The following is a 20170-nucleotide window of genomic DNA, read 5'->3' as shown; positions in this document are numbered from 1 at the left end:
CCAGGACATACGGCGCAGACCTTTCGAAAAACAGGAGTGACCCACATGAAGAAGTTCGCCATTGCTGCCGCTACTGCTACCGCTCTGACCCTGACCATGGCTAACGCGGCATTCGCCCAGCAATCCACCCAGGCCCCGATGACGCTGGCGGCCGGTGAGGTGACCAAGACCAAGGAAGCGGCCTCTGACACCTGGATCACCACCAAGGTGAAGGCTGACCTGATGACCGAGAAAGGTGTGCCTGGAAGCGATATCAAGGTCGAAACCAATAAAGGCGTCGTGTCGCTGTCCTCTGACACGCCGGTGACCTCTGCACAGAAAGAGACGGCGATTGCCATCGCCAAGAAGATCAAAGGTGTACAGGCCGTTTCGGCTGATGGCCTGAAGGCCGAGTAAGAGGATGTCCCGTCGGCCAAAGGGATTTGGCCACCTACACCGAAAGGGGCCGCTATGCGGCCCCTTTTCAATTACACCATCGGGTTGCGCGAAACCACATCACTCTCGAAGCATTCTTGTTCAACGATCAGCGGTTCCACCAATGGACGGCTGTCGCGAAAATGCGCGGTCTGGGTATGCGCTTCATACGCTGCATCGTCACGGTAGATCTCGTACAGGTAGATCACCTCCGGGTCGCCCCGGTCCTGCGACACATCGAACACCAGGCAGCCCGGCTCGGTGCCTACGGAGGCCTCGGCATTGGCTTTGATCGCGGCCAGAAAGTCCTCCACACAGCCGCGTTTCACGCGGGTCTTGATGAACAGGCTATACACAAGGCGTTCCTTTTGTTTTAAATTCGATTTCGAATTGTATACAAAAAAGGAGCCCTGCCAATGTCTGAATTGCCTGCCCGTCCTGGTCGTCTGAACGGCCTGCGCCACATTGCCTTGTTGGTACCCAACCTGGAAGAGTGTGAGCGCTTCTACGTCGATGTGCTGGGCATGGAAGTACTGAATCGCGCCAACGAGGACCTGGTGTACCTGACCTGTGGTAACGACAACCTGTCGCTGGGGCGCGGGGCTGGGGCGGCCAATGGCTTGCAGACCCTTGACCATTATGGGTTCATCGTCGACAGCGTGGAGGAGCTGGAGGCTTGGTACCAGTACTTCAAGGCGCGTGGCGTGACCTTGCTCGACAAGCCGTTCAACCACGGCGACGGCGCGCGCAGCTTCCATCTGTTGGACCCGGCTGGGAACAAGGTGCAGCCACTGTATCACCCGGCGGTGTCGGGACAGCGTCTGGTGTGAACCTGTACCGGCCCTTTGCGGCTTTGGCCGCGGAGAGCCGGTACAGGTTCACACTGTTTATTCAGCATCCAGGTGCATCGGCGTCACCACCCGCCCGTCGCTCTCGGGCTGCCCCAGGTTGGTATCGATGAAATACACCCGGTCATCTTCCAGCTGGCCCTTGTCCACCAGGTAATCCTTGATGCTGCTGGCCCGCTCCTGGCCCAGTGTACGCAGCAGCGCAGTGCTCTCGGCCCACGACTTGATCACCGCCTCGCGCAACCTGGCCGTGCGTTCTTCGCGGCCCAGTTGCTCCCATTCGGCAGGTGGTTGCTGCTTCAGGCGGTTGCGGTAGATGCCTTCCAGCATCGCCGGTTTGTCACTGTCATCGACCACCAGCATGGATGCATTGGCCGGTACCTTGTCGCCCCGGCGTTGCAGGATCTTGTACCAGGTAGCCTGGTATTCGCGTTCCAGCCGCTGCTGGGCGATCAGCGGGCCGTCGCTGGCCTGGGCGCTGGTGCCTTCGATTTCCAGGCGCAGTTCCGGGCGTTCCTTCAGCGCCGAGGCCAGCTTGTCCAGCGAGGCCTGGGCGTCCTGGCCAAGCTCGCTGGAGCCCGGGGCGAAGGCCACGCTGCCCAGGTCTTCCGAGCCGCCGCCAGTAACCAGCCCGCCAATGAACTTGAACGGCGCCTGTGCTGCGCGCAGTACCAGGTTGCGCAGGGTCTGCCAGACGATCGGCATTACGCTGAACTGTGGGTTGTTGAGGTCGCCGGATACCGGCAGCTCGATCGAGATCTTGCCCTCGGTATCCTTCAGCAGCGCCACCGCCAGGCGGATCGGCAGGTCCACTGCATCCGGGCTGTCGACCTTCTCGCCCAGTTGCAGCTGCTCCACCACCACTTTGTTCTCGGCCTTGAGCTGGCCATTGGTGATGAGGTAATGCAGGTCGAGGTTGAGCCGCCCCTTGCGGATGCGGAAGCCGGCGAACTTGCCGGAATAAGGCGTCAGGGTGGTCAGCTCGACGCGCTTGAAGCTGGTGGCGATGTCCAGGCTGGCCAACGGGTTGAACGGGTTGAGTGCACCCTTGATGGTAACTGGCGCGTAGCGGTCGACCTTGCCCTTGACGTCGACCTTGGCCGGTACCGGCTTGCGATTGTCGATGGTGCCGACCTGGCCGTTGAGCTGCTGGATGGCGGTGGCGAAGTTGGGCGTGAGGGACAGGTCGGCGAAGTTGGCCGAGCCGTCGTTGATGTCGATCTGGCCGATGTGGATGCCCAGCGGCTTGCCACTGCTGGCCGGCGCCGGCTTGGCCTGGGCCTGGGCCGGTGCGCCGGCCGGCTGCGGGATCAGCAGGTCATTGATGTTGGTGGTACGGTCTTCGTTGATGATGAAGCGTGCATAAGGCTGCTGCAGGGTCACCTTGTCGATCGACAGCGCATCGCCATGCACGTAGGACAGGCCGTCGACATTCACCTGCTGCCATTTGACGAAATCGCGGCTCTTGATGGTGTCGAGGGTATGCAGCTGGCTCACCTGTGCCTTGCCGGTGACGTTGAAGGCCAGCGGCGAGGTGTTCTTCAGGTCGACATTGAGGTCGCTGGAGAGCATGCCACTGCGCAGTTCCAGGAGGATGAACGGGCTGATATAGGCCTGGGCGACGCGCAGGTCGATGTCGCGGGTGCTGACATCCAGCTTGGCCCAGATCGGCGCCAGGTTGACCTGGCCGGTGGCCTGCAGCTTGCCTTGTCTACCCACGCCGGTATCGAGCTTGAGGCTGAAGGGTGACTGGTTGAGGCTGTCGAACCCTTGCAGGTCGGCGTTGAGCGGGCCCACGTCGAGGGCCACCGGCTCCTTCTGCGTACGGTCTGCCAGGTGCACCAGGTAGTTACGCAGTTGCACGTCCTTGAGCAGTACCTGCCAGGGCTTGCTCGGCTCTTTTGCCGCTTGCTCTTTGGCCGTGGGCTCAGCGGCGGCCGGTTCGGCCTTTTCTTTCGGCGTGGCCTTGGCCGGCTGGCTGGCGAACAGCTTCTGCCAATCGAGCTGGCCGTCCTTTTCCAGCGCAGCCCAGGTCTCCAGTTTTTCGCTGCGGATCTTGCCCACGGTGACCAGTTGCTTGACCAGGTCGACTGAGGTCTCGCTCACCTCCAGGCTGGCCAGGCGAGCCAGTGGGCGGCCATCCGGCGCCTTGATGGCGAACGGTGCGATGCGCAGCGAGGCGTTGTCCAGCAGCAGTTCGGTCTGCTTGGCGAGGTTGAGCTTGTAATGGGTGTCGAGGCTGACCACACCCTCTTCAAGCACCAAGGGCACGGCATCGCGTACATAAGGCCAGAACGCCTTCATCTTGCCTTCGGTGACTTTCAGCGTGCCCTCGGAGGCGATTGGCGCCAGGCTCAGCGTACCTTTCCAGTCGATGCGCCCGCCATTCGGGCCGTTCGCCACCAAGGTCATGTCGGCATTGTCGTTGGGCAAGGTGCTGAGGTTCTTCAGCTCCAGGTTCATGTTGTCGTAGAGGAACTCGATCGGCTCGCTCGGGCGCAGGTCCTCGAAGTGCAGGTAGCCGTCGCTCAGCTTGATGCTGCCGATGCGCAGCGGGAACGGGTCGCTGGGCGGCTCGTCGGGCTTGGCCTGGCTGGCGGGCAGCTTGAACAGGCGAGTCAGGTTGAGCGTGCCGTCCTTGGCGAACAACACTTCGTTGCGCGGCTTGAGCAGTTCCACCGCTTCCAGGTGCAGTGCACCGCTCCACAGGCTGTCGAGCGAAAGATTGGCATACAGCCGCTCAAAGCCGACCTGTTCCTTGCCTGGCTCGCCGATCTGCAGGCCCCATAGCGTCAGTTCGAGGCTGAAGGGGTTGAGTTCGATCCGTTCAAGGTGGGCAGGCACGGTCGCGTACTGAGCCAACTGCTGGTTGGCGATGCGCAACGCGACACCGGGAAGGACGAGAAAGCCAAGAAGGCTGTAGAGTGCTACCAGGGCCAGCAGTGCGCCTGCGGCGCGAGTCAATCCTTTGTACATGTGTCGCTTCGTCTGTCTAAGCAGGAGAGCTTGGAGTATGGCACGTTAAATCAGTTCCGCAGCGGCGACCATTGGTCCTCATTCGATGCCCATGCGCCGTTTCGCCCGCTGTGCCGAGCCGTTGCGCATGGCCCAGCGCAGCAGCGGCGCGGTGCGTAGCAGGCCCAGGCGGATGATGCGCTGCTGCAGCGTGCCGCGCTGCACGCCGAGCATGGCCTGGGCCCAGTCTGGTAACAGGTCGAGGCCAGCGTGCAGCATCAGCTTGCCCACCGGCTGTGCCAGGCGGCTGGGCGCGGGAGCATCGAGCAGGATCTCGAGCACCTGGCGGCTGCGGGCGTCACAGCGCAACTGCGGGCGCATGTGTTGCAGGTAATTCTCGACCTGCTGGCGCGAACGCGGCACGTCGCGTGCACCCAGGCGCTCGGCGATCAGCGCGATCTCCGCGTAATAGGCGTCCTGTTCGGCGGGTGCAAGCTGCGGATTGCAGTAACGCAGGTGGGCATTCAGGAAGCTGCTGACTTCCGCCACGTGCACCCAGGTGAGCAAGTCCGGGTCGCTGGCGGCGTACGAACGGCCGTCCGGTGCGGTACCGGTTACCTGCAGGTGGAGGGTGCGGACCTTTTCGATCAGCCACTCGGCATCGCGGGTGGCGCCGAAGGTAGTGCCGGAGATGAACTGGCTGGTACGCCGGAGGCGCCCGAGCAGGTCTTCACGGAAGTTGGAATGATCCCACACCCCGGCCAGGGCCAGCGGGTGCAGAAGCTGCAACATGAGGGCGCTGATGCCGCCCACCAGCATGCTCGGGAAGTCGCCATGCACTCGCCAGCTGATGCTGTGCGGGCCGAACAGGCCGGGGTCGCCCTTGGGTGATTCGAGGTCGAGCTGGCCGAGGGCCAGCCCGGTAAGGCTCATGACCTGGGTTTCGATGCGGCGGCGAAGGGCTTCCATGGCGACCTGTCATGCAGGGTAGCCACGAGAGCGGCTACCGGTTACTGGTTGAGGCGTTTGTCGATCAGGCCCTGTACCACGCTGGGGTCGGCCAGGGTCGAGGTATCGCCCAGGTTGTCCAGCTCGTTGCAGGCGATCTTGCGCAGTATACGCCGCATGATCTTGCCTGAGCGTGTCTTGGGCAGTGCCGGGGCCCACTGGATCAGCTCGGGTTTGGCGAAGCTGCCGATTTCCTTGCTGACCAGTGCCAGAAGCTCGGCCTTGAGCGCCTCGTCCGGGGTTACCCCGTTCATCGTCGTGACAAAGGCGTAGACCCCCTGGCCCTTGAGGTCGTGGGGATAACCGACTACGGCTGCTTCAGCGACGCTGTCATGCAGCACCAGTGCGCTTTCCACTTCGGCAGTACCGATGCGGTGCCCGGAGACATTGATCACGTCATCGATGCGCCCGGTGATCCAGTAGTCGCCATCGGCGTCGCGGCGGGCGCCGTCGCCGGTGAAGTAATAGCCGGGCATGGGTTTGAAGTAAGTGTCGACCATGCGCTGATGGTCGCCATAGACGCTACGGATCTGCCCTGGCCAGCTGGCCTTGATGACCAGCAGGCCGGCCCCCGGGCCTTCGACCAGCTTGCCCTTGTCATCCAGCAGCAGCGGTTGCACGCCGAACATGGGCTGGCTGGCGCAGCCGGGCTTGAGCACCTGCGAGCCGGGCAGAGGGGTGATCATGATGCCGCCGGTTTCGGTTTGCCACCAGGTATCGACGATGGGGCAGCGCTTCTGTCCGACGGCTTCGAAATACCATTCCCAGGCTTCCGGGTTGATCGGCTCGCCGACGCTGCCGAGCAGGCGCAGGCTCTGGCGGGAGGTGCCCTGCAGCGGCCCGTCGCCTTCGCGCATCAGGGCGCGCAAGGCAGTTGGGGCGGTGTAGAAGATGTTCACCTTGTGCTTGTCCACCACCTGCCAGAAGCGCGAGGTGTCGGGGTAGTTGGGCACTCCTTCGAACATCAGCGAGACCGCGCCATTGGCCAGTGGGCCATAGACGATGTAGCTGTGGCCGGTGACCCAGCCGACGTCGGCGGTGCACCAGAACACCTCGCCGTCGCGGTAGTCGAACACCACCTTGAAGGTAAGGGTGGCCTGCAGCAGGTAACCGCCGGTGGTATGCAGCACGCCCTTGGGTTTGCCGGTGCTGCCGGAGGTATACAGGATGAACAGTGGGTCTTCGGCCTCCATCGGCTCGACAGGGCAATCGTCGCCGGCCTTTTCCGTTGCCTCGTGGTACCAGAGATCGCGGCCTTCAGCCCAGGCGACATCGGTGCCAGTGCGGCGTACCACGAACACGCTGCTGACTGCGGGGCAGCTGAGCAGCGCTTTGTCGACGTTCTGTTTCAGCGGGATGCGCTTGCCGCCGCGCACGCCTTCATCAGCCGTGATCACGGTGCGGCAGTCGGCATCGAGAATGCGGTCGCGCAGGGCATCGGGTGAGAAACCACCGAACACCACCGAGTGGATGGCGCCGATGCGGGTACAGGCGAGCATGGCGAAGGCGGCCTCGGGGATCATCGGCATGTAGATGCATACCCGGTCGCCTTTCTTCACCCCGCGCGCTTTCAGGGCATTGGCCAGGCGGCAGACCTGACGGTGCAGTTCGCGGTAGGTGATGGCCTTGGCATCCTTGGGGTCGTCACCTTCCCATAGCAAGGCGGTCTGGTCGCCGCGCCGGGCCAGGTGGCGGTCGATGCAGTTGTAGCTGACATTCAGCTGGCCGCCGTCGAACCAGCGTGCCTGGCCGGTGTTCAGGTCGCACTGCTGCACGCTCGACCAGGGCTTGATCCAGTCCAGGCGTCGGGCTTGCTCGGCCCAGAAAGTGTCGGGGTCGTCGACCGACTGGCGGTAGAGGCGGCGATAGTCGTCGGGGGTGAGTGCGGCGGACTGGCTGACAGCCAGGGCCTGCGGGTAGTTGCGGATATCGAACATGGCGGGTGGTCCTGCTCTTGTAAGGGGCGATGGACTGCAACGGCTATTCGATAGGACAGTGTAGCTAGAGGTGGTGTTCCTTGGGGCCGGGCCCGGTCCTGGTAGAAGCGGCCTTGTGTCAGGATGGGCCGCGAGCGGCCCCGACAATTGACGCACCAGCGCTGAAACCCCGGGTGCCGCTCTACGGGCCATCGCGACACAAGGCCGCTCCTGCACGGAGCGATCGAGTGGCGTCGGGATCAACCGCGGTGACGGCCGCGGAAGTAGTTGATCAGGCCCTGGGTGGAGCCGTCCTCGGCGCTGTCTTCCAGGCTGCCGACCAGGCGCTGGTAAACGCCCTTGCCCAGCTCCTTGCCCAGTTCCACGCCCCACTGGTCGAAGGCGTTGATACCCCAGATCACGCTCTGCACGAACACCTTGTGTTCGTACATCGCCACCAGGGCGCCCAGACGGCGCGGGCTGATGCGTTCCACTACCAGGGTGTTGCTCGGGCGGTTGCCCGGGATCACCTTGTGGGGGGCCAGCTTCTCGATGTCCGCTTCATTCAGGCCCTTGGCGCGCAGTTCGGCTTCGGCTTCCTCGCGGGTCTTGCCCAGCATCAGCGCCTGGCTCTGCGACAGGCAGTTGGCGTACAGCCACTGATGATGATCGGCGACCGGGTTGAAGCTCACTACCGGCACGATGAAGTCGGCCGGGATCAGCTGGGTGCCCTGGTGCAGCAACTGGTGGTAGGCATGCTGGCCGTTGCAGCCGACGCCGCCCCAGATCACCGGGCCGGTATCGGTCTTCACCGGTTTGCCATCCTGCAGCACGCTCTTGCCGTTGGACTCCATGTCCAGCTGCTGCAGGTGCTTGGTGATGTTGCGCAGGTAATGGTCGTACGGCAGGATCGCGTGGCTGCTTGCGCCCCAGAAGTTGCCGTACCAGACGCCCAGCAGGGCCAGCAGCACCGGCATGTTCTTTTCGAACGGTGCGGTCTGGAAGTGCTGGTCCATGGTGTAGGCACCGGACAGCAGCTCCTTGAAGTTGGCCATGCCGATGGCCAGGGCAATCGGCAGGCCGATGGCCGACCATAGCGAGTAGCGCCCGCCGACCCAGTCCCACATCGGGAAGATGTTCTCTTCGCGGATACCGAAGGCCACGGCCGCGGCCTTGTTGCTGGAAACAGCGATGAAGTGGCGGTACAGCTCAGCTTCCGAACCGCCCTGGGCCAGGTACCAGGTGCGTGCGGCCATGGCGTTCTTCAGCGTCTCGAGGGTGTTGAACGACTTCGACGAGACGATGAACAGGGTGGTTTCAGCACGCAGGTTGGCCGACAGCTCGTGGAATTCACTGCCGTCGATGTTCGCCAGGTAGTGGCAGCGCACGCCGCGTTGGGCATACGGCAGTAGCGCTTCGGAAACCAGTTCGGGGCCGAGGAACGAACCACCGATGCCGATGTTGACCACGTCGGTGATTGGCTTCTCGCTGTAGCCGCGCCACAGGCCGTCATGGATGCGGCCGACCAGTTCGGTAATCTGGTTGAGCACCTTGTGCACTTCCGGCATGACGTTCACGCCGTTGACGCTGAGCTTGTCGCCCACCGGCCGGCGCAGGGCAGTGTGCAGCACCGGGCGGCCTTCGGAGGCGTTGATGATCTCGCCGCTGAACATCGACTTGATGGCGTCTTGCAGGCCGACCTGGTCAGCCAGGTTCACCAGCAGGTCACGGGTCTGTTCGGTGATCAGGTTCTTCGAGTAGTCGAGGAACAGGCCACATGAGCTCAGGGAGAACTGGTCGAAGCGTTTGGCGTCGGCGGCGAAGGCTTCGCGCATGCTGAAGCCTTGCATGGCGTCGCGGTGTTGCTGGAGCGCCTGCCAGGCGGGCAGGGCCGTCACATCGTGGGGTGTACGGTAATACGCCATTGCGCGGGGTTCCCTTGGTGCGTGGTGATGCCTTGGACACGGCAGTCATTGCCGGGTTCAGGCTGGCAACATTATAGGAAAAGGCCACTGGCAGGGAATGGGTATGGCAGAGGGAATTTGGGGCGCTTTGCGCCCCTGCGGGAGCTGGCTCTGCGGCGCATGGGCTGCAAGGCAGCCCCAGGCGGTTACGCGGTCTTCTCTTCCACATGCAGGTAAAGGTTGTCGATCAACCGCGTGTTACCCAGGTAAGCCGCCGCAATCACCACCAGGTCGCGATCATCGATCATCGCCGGACGCAGGCTCACGGCATGCCGCACTTCCAGGTAATCCGGGCGGAATCCCGCGGCAGTCAGTTGCGCCTGACCTTCGGCAACCAAGGCAGCGAAGTCACGCTGGCCCCGGCCGATGGCCGCAGCGATGTGCTGCAACGCGCGATACAACGCCGGCGCCGTGGCGCGCTGCTCAGGCGTCAGGTAACCGTTGCGCGACGACAGCGCCAGGCCGTCCTCGGCACGCACGGTGGGCTCGCCAATGACCTGGATCGGCATGTTCAGGTCACGCACCATGGCGCGTATCACCGCCAACTGCTGGAAGTCCTTTTCGCCGAACACGGCAAGGTCGGGCTGGACCATGTTGAACAACTTGGTAACCACAGTGGCCACGCCTTCGAAATGCCCGGGTCGGCTGGCGCCGCACAGGCCTTCGGAAAGCTGGGGAACGCTGACGCGGGTTTGCACGCTCATGCCGTCTGGGTACATCTCGTCGACGGTGGGGGCGAACAACAGGTTGCAACCGGCCTGCAGCAGGCGCTCCTGGTCGGCGGCCAAGGTACGTGGGTATTTGTCGAGGTCTTCGTTGGCGCCGAACTGCAGCGGGTTGACGAAGATGCTGGCAACCACGAAATCGGCACGCTGCGCGGCCTTGGTTACCAGGGCCGCGTGGCCGCTGTGCAGGTTGCCCATGGTCGGCACGAAGCCGATGCGCTTGCCTTCACTACGCGCGCGAGCAACGGCGGCGCGCAATTCGCGGACGGTCTTGACTGTATTCATGCACTGAACCCGTGTTCGCTGCCAGGGAAGCTGACCTGCTTGACTGCCTCGACGTAAGCGACGATGGCGCTGTGGATATCCGGCTGGCCTTGCATGAAGTTCTTCACGAACTTCGGCACGCGACCGCTCAGCGACAGGCCGAGCATGTCGTGCAGGACCAGCACCTGGCCATCGGTGCCGCTGCCGGCACCAATGCCGATCACCGGAATACCGACGGCACTGGTAATTTCCGCCGCCAGTTCGCTGGGCACGCATTCGAGCAGCAGCATGGCCGCGCCAGCCTGCTCCAGGGCGATGGCGTCGGCACGCATCTGCCTGGCCTGGGCTTCCTGGCGGCCCTGGACCTTGTAGCCGCCCAGAACGTTGACGGTTTGCGGGGTCAGGCCCATGTGTGCACATACCGGCACGCCACGCTCGGCCAGCAAGCGGATGGTCTCGGCCAGCCAGGCAGCCCCTTCGATCTTGACCATGTGGGCGCCGGCCTGCATCAGCGTGGCGCTGTTGGCAAAAGCCTGTTCCGGGGTGGCATGCGCCATGAACGGCAGGTCGGTGAGGATCAGCGCGCCATCGTTGCCGCGTTTGACGCTGGCGGTGTGGTAGGCCATGTCCGCGGTGGTTACCGGCAGTGTGCTGTCGTGGCCTTGCAGGACCATCCCCAGCGAGTCGCCCACCAGCAACACTTCGACACCGGCCTGGCTGGCGGCCTTGGCGAAGGTCGCGTCATAGCAGGTCAGCATGGTGATTTTTTCACCCTTGGCCTTGAGGCCATTGAGGGTGGTCAGGGTTACTTCAGGCATGTAGGAAATTCCTCGTTCAGGCGCTGTAAGAAACGACTGCATTCAACGCGTAGTCATCTTCCGGAGCGGCACATCATCGCGTGTGATGTTCGGGCACAGGTCCGTCCGGGCCTAAATACGGGTAGCGGCACTTCGGTGCCACACGGGACGCCTATAGTCGTGAGCGAGGTGGGGGAAGTCAATGACCCTGTTACCGCATTGTTACGTTCAGGGTGTTACTGGCGTTACCGCGCCGCTGTGCACGGCTGGAACGCCCGGTTTACAGGCGTTCGAGACCGACGAACGGGCACGCTTCGAGCAGTTGCGCGAGGGCGCGGCCGTCGGCCAGGCGGAAATCGCCCGGTACCAGTTCGGCCAGCGGGTACAACACGAAAGGCCGGGCGTGCATGTGGTAGTGCGGCACTTTCAGGCGTGGCTCATCGAGCACCTGGTCGCCGAACAGCAGGATGTCCAGATCCAGCGTGCGTGGGCCCCAGCGTTCCTTGCGCACGCGACCCTGGTCATTCTCGATGGCCTGCAGTGCATCGAGCAGGGCCAAGGGCGGCAGGGCGGTATCCAGGGCGGCGACGGCATTGGTGTAGCGCGGCTGCCCTGGCAGCAGTGAGTCACTGGTATACAGGGCCGAAGCCGCCACCAGGCGCGTACTTTCTACCTGGTCGAGCGCCTGCAGGGCATTGCGCAGCTGCTCGGCCGGTGCATCCAGGTTGCTGCCCAGGCCGATATAGGCGCGGGTGGTCACTCGAATGCCTCATCGCCGCCGCGCTTGCGCTTGCCGCCGCTGCGTTTGCGTTTGCGCGGGCCGGCACCGCTGCCTTCGTCGCGGCTGCCCAGCTCGCGGATCATCTCGCGGCGCTCGCTGTCATTGGCATCCTGGTAATCGGTCCACCACTGGCCGAGCTCGTCGGTTTCTTCCCCGGCGCTCTCGCGCAGCAGCAGGAAGTCATAACCGGCGCGGAAACGCGGGTTGTCCAGCAGCACATCGGCGCGCTTGCCGCTGCGTCGCGGCAGACGTTCCTGCATGTCCCAGATCTCGCGGATCGGCAGGGTGAAGCGCTTGGGGATGGCGATGCGTGCGCACTGTTCGGCGATCAGGTCGTGGGCTGCACCGTTCATGGCCGGGATGGGCGGCACGCCTTGGGCTTGCAGGTGCAACACGCGGGCCGGCAAGGCTGGCCACAGCAGCGCGGCGAAAAGGAACGCCGGAGTTACCGGTTTGCCTTGCTTCACGCGCAGGTCGGTGTTGTGCAGCGCCTGGCTGATCAGGGTATGGGTGTAGGTCGGGCGTTCGTCCAGCGCATGCGCACTGGCCGGGAACAGCGGTTCGAACAGCTGCAAGTCGACCAGCATCTCGAAGGCGATGGCGCCCTGGCCCGACAGGAACAGCTTGAGGCTTTCCTCGAACAGGCGCGCCGGCGGAATTTCGCGCAGCAGTGGGGCCAGTTCACGCACCGGCTGCACCGTGTGCTTTTCGATACCGAAATCGAGCTTGGCGGCAAAGCGTACCGCGCGCAGCATGCGCACCGGGTCTTCCTGGTAGCGGTGGGTCGGGTCACCGATCAGGCGCAGCAGGCGGTTGCGGATATCGTGCACGCCATTGGCATAGTCGAGGATGCGCTCGCTGACCGGGTCGTAGTACAGGGCGTTGATGGTGAAGTCGCGGCGTTGCGCGTCTTCTTCCAGGGTGCCGTACACGTTGTCCCGCAGGATGCGGCCACTGGCATTGTGCGACGAGCGGTGGCTGTCACCCTGGTCGTCCTCCGAATGGTGGGCGCGGAAGGTGGCGACTTCGATGATTTCGCGGCCGAAATGCACGTGCACCAGCTTGAAGCGGCGGCCGATGATGCGCGCATTGCGGAACTCGGCGCGGACCTGCTCGGGGGTGGCACTGGTGGCGACGTCAAAGTCTTTGGGGGTGATGCCAAGCATCAGGTCGCGGACGCAGCCACCGACCAGGTAAGCCTGGTAGCCGGCGCTCTGCAGGCGTTCCACGATGCTCACCGCGTGGCGGCTGAACTGGTGGCGCTGCAGCGAATGCTGGCTCTTGTTGATCACCTCAGGTGTGGTACGCCTGTGATGCGGGCCCGGTACGGGCGGGCGGAACGACTGGAACAGCTTCTTCAGCATGGGATGCACTGTTTGAAGGAATGTTCGGCCAAGAATAGGAGAATGGCCGCATGATGGGCGGGGATTCTAGCATTTACTCAAGGAATGGTGTAGGCGGGTAGCAGGATGCCTGCCAGGACGGTAGAAACGACAAGGGGAGCCTAAGCTCCCCAAGAAGTCGTTGCGTGCTCTTATTGTTTTTCTGCTGGGCTTCTTGTTTTTGTTGAGTGCCCTGCCCACAAATCTCGAAGCTTGTGGACGACCCCCAAGCCAGGGGTTAAGAGCAAACGGATTGCTTTGGCCGCTGATGTCACGTTGACCTGTCGATCCAACCAGTTCAGGCGCTGCTTTTCAGTGCAGTTTTTGTTGTTCTCTGCCTGGTCGTGGGGCAAGCCCCAAACACGCATCCTCTCCAAAAGAATCAGTTAGCTGCGCCTCCGCCGTCTTGTTTTTATTGTGCGTGAGCCGTTTCGTCTTGTTCTTATTCTAGGTTGCAGTGCTTGTTATTGTTCTTGTACCAGACATATAGCAGGTGCCGTGCCAACTTTTTGAAACCCAGTAAAAACAGGGGCTTGCGACATCGGTGACCTCTTTCGCCGGCTGAAAATGTGGAAATTTCGTTACCGTACGCCTCGGGAACTGTTACGGCGGTCAAGGCCGGGTAACAGATTTCCGTGGGGTCTGATGTGTTACCTGGGGTGTGTGCGCTGGTTTTGCCGGCCCTTTCGCGGGCACGCCCGCTCCCACAGGAGTTGCCACCCTCTAGGGCAGTGAAATTCCTGTGGGAGCGGGCGTGCCCGCGAAAGGGCCGGAGAGTTTGTAGACAGGGGCAGGAGGAACCTCCTGCCCCGGGCAGGTCGGTTATTCGCTGGTAGCGTTGCTCTTGCGTCGCGGAATGCCGAGGCGCTGGCGGCGTTCCCACAGGCATTTGCGGCTGACCCCGAGCTTGCGGGCCAGCTCGGTTTCGGTCATGTGGTCCTGGTGCTCGAGCACGAAGTGCTGGAAGTAGTCCTCCAGCGACAGGTCTTCGGTCGGTTCATGGCTGGCGTTGGAGGCGCTGGCCACGGCCAGGGCGTTGTCAAGGATCTCGTCCTCTTCCAGGTCGCTCAGTTCGATATCGATGCCCAGCAGGTCAGCGGAAATTTCTGCACTCTCGCTGAGGATGACCGCGCGTTCAACGGCGTTTTCCAGCTCCCGCACGTTCCCCGGCCAGCTGTAATGACGGATGGCCTGTTCGGCTTCGGCAGAGAAATGCAGGTCGTCACGGCCGATACGCGCGCTCTGGCGGGCCAGGAAGGCGCTGGCAATCTCGTTGACGTCGCTGCCGCGCTCGCGCAGGGCAGGCAGTTTCAGGGCGATCACGTGCAGGCGGTAATACAGGTCTTCACGGAACTGGCCGGCCTTGGCCAGGTTCTTCAGGTCGCGGTGGGTTGCGGCAATCAGGCGCACATCGACCTTTTGCGACTGCACCGAGCCAACCCGGCGGATTTCGCCTTCCTGCAGCACGCGCAGCAGGCGGGCCTGGGCTTCCAGCGGTAGTTCGCCGATTTCGTCGAGGAACAGGGTTCCGCCGTCAGCCGCTTCCACCAGGCCCGCCCGCCCGGCACTGGCGCCGGTGAACGCGCCTTTCTCGTGGCCGAACAGTTCGGACTCGATCAGCGTTTCCGGGATGGCCGCGCAGTTCACCGAGATCATCGGCGCCTTGGCCCGGCGCGACAGGTTGTGCAGGGCGCGGGCCACCAGCTCCTTGCCGGTACCCGACTCGCCCTGGATCAGCACGTTGGAGTCAGTGGGCGCGACCTTGCGGATCTTGCTGTACATATCCTGCATCGGGGGGCAGGAACCGATGATGCCGATCTCGCCATTGGCCGGGGCGCTGCCCTTGTCGGCGGGGGCCGCCTTGCCATTACTGGCGCGCGGCTCGGCAACCGGTGCGGCGGCCGGGGCGTTCTGCCGGTCGCGCAGGATACGTGCCACGGCCTGGAGCATCTCGTCATGGTCGAAGGGCTTGGCGATGTAGTCCACCGCGCCCATTTTCATCGAGTCCACCGCCGAGCGCAGGCTGGCATAGCTGGTCATGATCAGTACCGGGGTACCTTGGCCGAGCTTGATCAGTTCGGTGCCGGGTGCGCCTGGCAGGCGCAGGTCGCTGACGATCAGGTCGAAGGTGGCAATGCTGAAGCGTTCCTGGGCTTCCTGCACCGAGCCGGCTTCGCTGACCTGGTACTGGTTCCGCTCGAGCAGGCGACGCAAGGCCGAGCGGATGATGGTTTCGTCTTCGACGATCAGAATGTGCGGCATTGATTCAATTCTCTCGACGGTCTCGAATTTCAGGGGACGTCGCTACGACATGCCGGGGCAGGGTCACGCGGATCCGGGTGCCACGCTGCCGTTCGATATCGGCCGGGCTGTCGATGGTGATTTGCCCATAATGCTCTTCCACGATGGAATAGACCAGAGCGAGCCCCAGTCCGGTTCCTTCGCCCGGGTCCTTGGTGGTGAAGAAGGGTTCGAACAGGCGGTCCATGATGTTCTTCGGAATCCCGCTGCCCTCGTCCTCGACGATCAGGTCGACGGTGTGTTCGTTGACCTCGCTGCGCACGCGCACGGCGCTGCCGGGTGGCGAGGCGTCGCGGGCGTTGGAGAGCAGGTTGATCAGCACCTGGGCCAGGCGCTGCGGGTCCCCCTCGACCCAGTGCTCAGGGTCGCAGAGGTTGAAGAACTGTACTTCGAAATTGCGCCGGTTCAACGCCAGCAGACCAATGGCATCCTGCGCCACTTCGGCCAGGCATACGGGCTCTTCGCTGTTCTGGTGGCTGCCGCCGGCATGGGCGAAGCTCATCAGCGACTGCACGATGCGCGAAACCCGCTTGGTCTGTTCCAGAATCTGGCTGGACAGTTCGATGATCTCGCCGTCGCCCTCACGCTCCTCGCGCAGGTTCTGCGCCAGGCAGGCAATGCCGGTGATCGGGTTGCCGATCTCGTGGGCCACGCCGGCAGCCAGGCGGCCAATGCTGGCCAGGCGTTCGGAATGCACCAGCTTGTCTTCCAGCGCCTGGGTTTCGGTAAGGTCCTCGACCAGTAGCACCAGGCCGCTGTTGCCCGGTGCCAATGGCTCGTCGATGGCCGCCTTGTGCAGGTTCAGCCAGCGCGGCTGGCCATCCAGCGCCAGGCGCTGCTTGTGCAGGTGTTCGTCCGGCACGTTGATGAACCCTTGCAGCAGGCCGCGCCAGGGTTCGTCGATGGTAACCAGGCGTGAGCCGACCACGTGCTTGGCGGCGATGCCGGTGAGCTCCTCCATGGCCTTGTTCCACATCAGGATTTCCTGGTCCTTGGCCAGCGAGCAGACGCCCATTGGCAGCTCTTGCAGGGTCTGGCGGTGGTAGCGGCGCAGGGCATCGAGCTCGGCCGCCAGGCCGGTCAGGCGCGAATGGTAGTCTTCCAGGCGGCTTTCGATGAAGTGGATGTCCTCGGTCACGTAGTTTTCGTTACCAGACTTGTACGGCAGGAAGGTCTCGACCATGTCCTGCGCCACACTGGGGCCCATCAGGCCGGACAGGTTGGCCTCGATGCGGTCGCGCAGGCGGCGCAAGGCATAGGGGCGGCGTTCGTCGAACGGCAGATAAAGGTCGCGCAGGGCCTGTTCCACTTCCTTCTGTGCGGCCTTGGCACCCAGTGGCTTGGCCAGCTGGGTGGCGAACTCCTGCGGCGAGGCGGCGTGCAGCTCGCGGCGTTGCGGGCGGCGCACATTGTCCACCGCGCAGGCCTCGGCTGCGCTGACTTCCTCGCTACTGGCGTTGGTGAACAGCGAGATCAGGGTGAACAGCAGCACGTTGGCCGCCAGCGAGGCGATCGCTGCCATGTGCCAGCTGGTGTCGTCCAGCACATAGATCATGTCCAGCAGCGGAATGTAGAAACCTTGCAGGTTGCCCAATAGCGGCAGCAGCATGGTCACCATCCACACCAGGGTGCCGGCGAGCAGGCCGGCGATGAAACCGCGGCGGTTGGCGGTGGGCCAGTACAGCACCGACAGCACGCCAGGCAGGAACTGCAAGGTGGCGACGAAGGCGACGATGCCCAGGTTGGCCAGGCTCTGGTGGTTGTTCTGGGTCAGGTAGAACATGAAGCCGGCGGTGATGATGGCGACGATCAGCGCGCGGCGGGTCCACTTCAGCCAACGGTAGATGTTGCCTTCGGCCGGCGGCTGGTACAGCGGCAGCACCAGGTGGTTGAGGGCCATGCCGGACAGTGCCAGGGTGGTGACGATGATCAGCCCGCTGGCGGCCGACAGCCCGCCGATGTAGGCCAGCAGCGCCAGTGCCTGGTTGTTGGCGGCAATTCCCAGGCCCAGGGTGAAATACTCGGGGTTGGTGCTGGCGCCCAGGCGCAGGCCGGCCCATAGCACCAGCGGCACGGCCAGGCTCATCAGCAGCAGGAATAGCGGCAGGCCCCAGCTGGCACTGACCAGCGAACGCGGGTTGAGGTTTTCGGTGAAGGCCATGTGGTACATGTGCGGCATGACGATGGCCGAGGCGAAGAACACCAGCAGCAAGGTGCGCCATGGCCCTTCCTGCAGCGGGGTATGCAGGGCGGCCAGGGCGGTCTGGTTCTGCAGCAGCCACACCTCCAGCTGGTGCGGGCCGCCAAACACACCATACAGCGCATACAGGCCAATGCCGCCCAGCGCCAGCAGCTTGATCACCGACTCGAAGGCGATGGCGAAGACCAGCCCTTCGTGTTTCTCGCGCGTGGCGATGTGCCGCGAACCGAAGAAGATGGTGAACAGGATGATCAGGGTACAGAAGGCGAAGGCCACCCGGGCCTTGACCGGTTCGCCGGTGAGGATGCTGATCGAGTCGGCCACCGCCTGGATCTGCAGGGCCAGCAAGGGCAGCACGCCGATCAGCATGAAAATCGTGGTCAGCGCGCCGGCCCAGGTACTGCGGAAGCGAAACGCCAGCAGGTCGGCCAGCGATGACAGCTGGTAGGTGCGGGTGATCTTGAGGATCGGGTAGAGCAGCACCGGTGCCAGCAGGAACGCGCCGGACACCCCCAGGTAACAGGCGAGGAAGCCGTAGCCATACTGGTAGGCCAGGCCGACCGAGCCATAGAAGGCCCAGGCACTGGCGTACACGCCCAGCGACAGGGTGTAGGTCAGCGGATGGCGAATGATCGAACGCGGGATCAGGCCCCGCTCGCTGATCCAGGCCACGCCGAACAGCACCATCAGGTACGCGGCGCTGATCAGGATCATCTGGGTCAGGCTAAAGCTCATCGGCATCTCGTTGGCTCTGCAGGATGAAGGTGACGACGATCAGGATCAGCCAGAGCAGGTAAGGGCGGTACCAGGCTCCGGTCGGTTCGATCCACCAGTCCATGATGGCCGGGGAGAACAGGTAGATCCCCACGACCAGAAGCAGGACCAAACGATAGATGTACATGCTGGCCTCGATGGTTGGGCGCTGCGGGCTTGGACTTATTATTGGCGCAAATGGCGGGGGGGATGCTAGCGGGAATCCAGGGGGTTCGCCAAGGGGTTGAATTTATTAGGCTTTTGTTTTTGCGGGGTGGGTTGCCTGTGCCGGGCTCTTCGCGGGCGCGCCCGCTCGCACAGGTAAACCACAAATCTTGAAGGTGGTGTAGTTCCTGTGGGAGCGGGCGTGCCCGCGAAGAGGCCGGTAATGCCTCAGCGCAAATCAGCCTCTGGCACCGTGGTCCGCTGCGCAATCGCCTCGGGCTGCCACTGTTTGCGAGCCACCGCCAGCACTTCGGCCGGCGTCGCCAGCAACAGCTCGGGATCGGTCTCCTGCCCCAGCGCCCGCAGCGCCCGCAACAACAGCGGTGTCGCCTGCTCCGCCTGCAGCGGCGGCGAACGGTACGATTTGCCCAACTTGTGCCCGTCCGGCTGCACGATCAGTGGTATATGCAGGTAGCGCGGTTGCGAAAAGCCCAGCAACTCTTGCAGGTACAGCTGGCGCGGGGTGTTGTCGAGCAGGTCGGCGCCGCGCACGATGTCGGTAACACCTTGCCAGGCATCATCCAGTACTACTGCCAGCTGGTAGGCATACAGCCCGTCGCGGCGCTGGATGACGAAATCCCCTACCTCACGGCCCAGGTGCTGCTGGAACTCGCCCTGTACCCGGTCGGTAAAGCGATAGATCAGCTCCGGCACCCGCAAGCGGATCGCCGCGCCTTCACGCGCATGCCCGGCGTTGCGACAAAACCCGGGGTAGATGCCGTTGTAACCCTCCAGCTGCTTGCGTGAGCAGGTGCAGGCATAAGCCAGGCCCATGTTGAACAGGCGGTCGACCACAGCGGCGTAGGCGTCGTGGCGCTGGCTCTGGAACACCACTTCGCCATCCCACTCCAGGCCATAGCGCTCCAGCGTCTGCAGGATGGCATCGCGGGCACCGGGCATTTCCCGGGGCGGGTCGGTATCCTCCATGCGCAGCAGCCAGCGGCCATTTACAGCGCGGGCATCGAGCCAGGAGGCGAGGGCGGCGACCAGCGAGCCGAAGTGCAGGAAGCCGCTCGGGGTGGGGGCGAAACGCCCGATGTAACGGGTATCGGTCATGGTCAGGCTGGGCATGAAAATGAAACGGGGCGCATGATGCGCCCCGTCCGGATGGAAGAAGGATCAGCCTTTGCCGACCGTCTTTTCCTTTTTCTCGGCGATTTCCTTGCAGTCGAAGCACAGGTCCGCAGTAGGACGGGCTTCCAGGCGACGCAGGCCGATCTCGATGCCGCACGATTCGCACCAGCCGTACTCGTCGGCCTTGATCTTTTCGAGGGTCTTGTCGATCTTCTTGATCAGCTTGCGCTCGCGATCGCGGTTACGCAGCTCCAGGGCGAATTCTTCTTCCTGGCTGGCGCGGTCGGCCGGGTCGGGGAAGTTGGCTGCCTCGTCCTTCATATGGTCCACAGTGCGGTCGACACTTTCCATCAAGTCTCGCTTCCAGGCGCCGAGAAGCTTGGTGAAGTGCTGTTTCATGGGCTCGCCCATGTACTCTTCACCCTTGGTTTCTACGTAGGGCTCGACACCGTACATGGTCTGGGCTTTTTGCTTTTCTACGGTGGACATGAATAGACCGCCTCTCACTCATCTGATCCAATGCGCAGGCTGCTCCATCTCCGGCACCCGCCGGCCCTGCGACT

The 20170-nt window shown here is 63.4% G+C and carries 16 protein-coding genes; 2 read left to right on the top strand and 14 right to left on the bottom strand.

Annotated elements, in window-relative coordinates; all coding sequences use genetic code 11:
• Positions 1 to 45 precede the first annotated feature (45 nt).
• Positions 46 to 396, top strand: coding sequence for a BON domain-containing protein (locus ACLEJP_RS23750; protein ID WP_440810451.1), 351 nt, complete (start codon positions 46 to 48; stop codon positions 394 to 396).
• Positions 397 to 467: 71 nt separating this feature from the next.
• Here the strand turns inward: ACLEJP_RS23750 and ACLEJP_RS23745 are convergent, their stop codons facing one another.
• Positions 468 to 770 carry a putative quinol monooxygenase gene (locus ACLEJP_RS23745; RefSeq protein ID WP_440810449.1) on the bottom strand — a complete coding sequence of 101 codons (303 nt, stop codon included), beginning with the start codon at positions 768 to 770 and terminating at the stop codon, positions 468 to 470.
• Between the two features lie 60 nt (positions 771 to 830).
• Between ACLEJP_RS23745 and ACLEJP_RS23740 the strand changes: the two genes are divergently transcribed.
• Positions 831 to 1244 (top strand): VOC family protein, encoded by a 414-nt coding sequence (locus ACLEJP_RS23740; RefSeq protein WP_440810448.1) that lies wholly within the window; start codon positions 831 to 833, stop codon positions 1242 to 1244.
• Positions 1245 to 1301: 57 nt separating this feature from the next.
• Here ACLEJP_RS23740 and ACLEJP_RS23735 read toward each other — a convergent pair whose 3' ends face one another.
• The 13 genes from ACLEJP_RS23735 to dksA all read right to left on the bottom strand — a co-directional run bounded on the left by ACLEJP_RS23735 (position 1302) and on the right by dksA (position 20096).
• Positions 1302 to 4238: a DUF748 domain-containing protein gene (locus tag ACLEJP_RS23735; protein WP_440810446.1), complete on the bottom strand. Its 2937-nt coding sequence runs from the start codon at positions 4236 to 4238 to the stop codon at positions 1302 to 1304.
• A 78-nt stretch (positions 4239 to 4316) separates the two neighbouring features.
• Complete coding sequence (locus ACLEJP_RS23730) at positions 4317 to 5186, bottom strand: oxygenase MpaB family protein (protein WP_440810444.1); 870 nt, start codon at positions 5184 to 5186, stop codon at positions 4317 to 4319.
• Positions 5187 to 5227: 41 nt separating this feature from the next.
• A complete protein-coding gene (gene acs / locus ACLEJP_RS23725) occupies positions 5228 to 7162 on the bottom strand; it encodes an acetate--CoA ligase (RefSeq protein ID WP_440810442.1) in 1935 nt (644 codons plus the stop codon).
• 239 nt (positions 7163 to 7401) lie between these two features.
• On the bottom strand, positions 7402 to 9066 hold the full coding sequence (pgi, locus tag ACLEJP_RS23720; RefSeq protein ID WP_225779304.1) for a glucose-6-phosphate isomerase: 1665 nt from the start codon (positions 9064 to 9066) through the stop codon (positions 7402 to 7404).
• A gap of 185 nt (positions 9067 to 9251) precedes the next feature.
• Positions 9252 to 10115: a pantoate--beta-alanine ligase gene (panC, locus tag ACLEJP_RS23715; RefSeq protein WP_440810440.1), complete on the bottom strand. Its 864-nt coding sequence runs from the start codon at positions 10113 to 10115 to the stop codon at positions 9252 to 9254.
• The gene (gene panB / locus ACLEJP_RS23710) at positions 10112 to 10912 is read right to left on the bottom strand and encodes a 3-methyl-2-oxobutanoate hydroxymethyltransferase (protein WP_440810439.1); all 801 of its coding nucleotides are present in this window, start codon (positions 10910 to 10912) and stop codon (positions 10112 to 10114) included. The genes panC and panB overlap by 4 nt, the downstream gene beginning before the upstream one ends.
• Positions 10913 to 11171: 259 nt before the next feature.
• Entirely contained in the window at positions 11172 to 11651 is a 480-nt protein-coding gene (folK, locus tag ACLEJP_RS23705) for a 2-amino-4-hydroxy-6-hydroxymethyldihydropteridine diphosphokinase (RefSeq protein ID WP_440810437.1), read from the bottom strand.
• Positions 11648 to 13036, bottom strand: coding sequence for a polynucleotide adenylyltransferase PcnB (locus ACLEJP_RS23700; protein ID WP_440810435.1), 1389 nt, complete (start codon positions 13034 to 13036; stop codon positions 11648 to 11650). The genes folK and ACLEJP_RS23700 overlap by 4 nt, the downstream gene beginning before the upstream one ends.
• 840 nt (positions 13037 to 13876) lie before the next feature.
• Positions 13877 to 15316, bottom strand: coding sequence for a sigma-54-dependent transcriptional regulator (locus ACLEJP_RS23695; RefSeq protein WP_289134814.1), 1440 nt, complete (start codon positions 15314 to 15316; stop codon positions 13877 to 13879).
• Between the two features lie 4 nt (positions 15317 to 15320).
• The gene (locus ACLEJP_RS23690) at positions 15321 to 18296 is read right to left on the bottom strand and encodes a sensor histidine kinase (RefSeq protein ID WP_440810433.1); all 2976 of its coding nucleotides are present in this window, start codon (positions 18294 to 18296) and stop codon (positions 15321 to 15323) included.
• Positions 18280 to 18456, bottom strand: coding sequence for a hypothetical protein (locus ACLEJP_RS23685; protein WP_003250005.1), 177 nt, complete (start codon positions 18454 to 18456; stop codon positions 18280 to 18282). Before ACLEJP_RS23685 ends, ACLEJP_RS23690 begins: the two co-directional genes overlap by 17 nt.
• 245 nt (positions 18457 to 18701) lie before the next feature.
• Positions 18702 to 19589 carry a tRNA glutamyl-Q(34) synthetase GluQRS gene (gene gluQRS, locus ACLEJP_RS23680; protein WP_440810462.1) on the bottom strand — a complete coding sequence of 296 codons (888 nt, stop codon included), beginning with the start codon at positions 19587 to 19589 and terminating at the stop codon, positions 18702 to 18704.
• A gap of 63 nt (positions 19590 to 19652) precedes the next feature.
• Positions 19653 to 20096 carry an RNA polymerase-binding protein DksA gene (gene dksA, locus ACLEJP_RS23675; protein ID WP_046613112.1) on the bottom strand — a complete coding sequence of 148 codons (444 nt, stop codon included), beginning with the start codon at positions 20094 to 20096 and terminating at the stop codon, positions 19653 to 19655.
• Positions 20097 to 20170: the final 74 nt, after the last annotated feature.

Origin of the sequence: Pseudomonas sp. SMV7, assembly GCF_052041995.1 — a bacterium.
In the GTDB taxonomy this organism is placed as follows: Bacteria; Pseudomonadota; Gammaproteobacteria; order Pseudomonadales; family Pseudomonadaceae; genus Aquipseudomonas.
The sequence above is the reverse complement of the archived record's forward strand: the minus strand, read 5'-3'. Positions and strand labels throughout refer to the sequence as shown.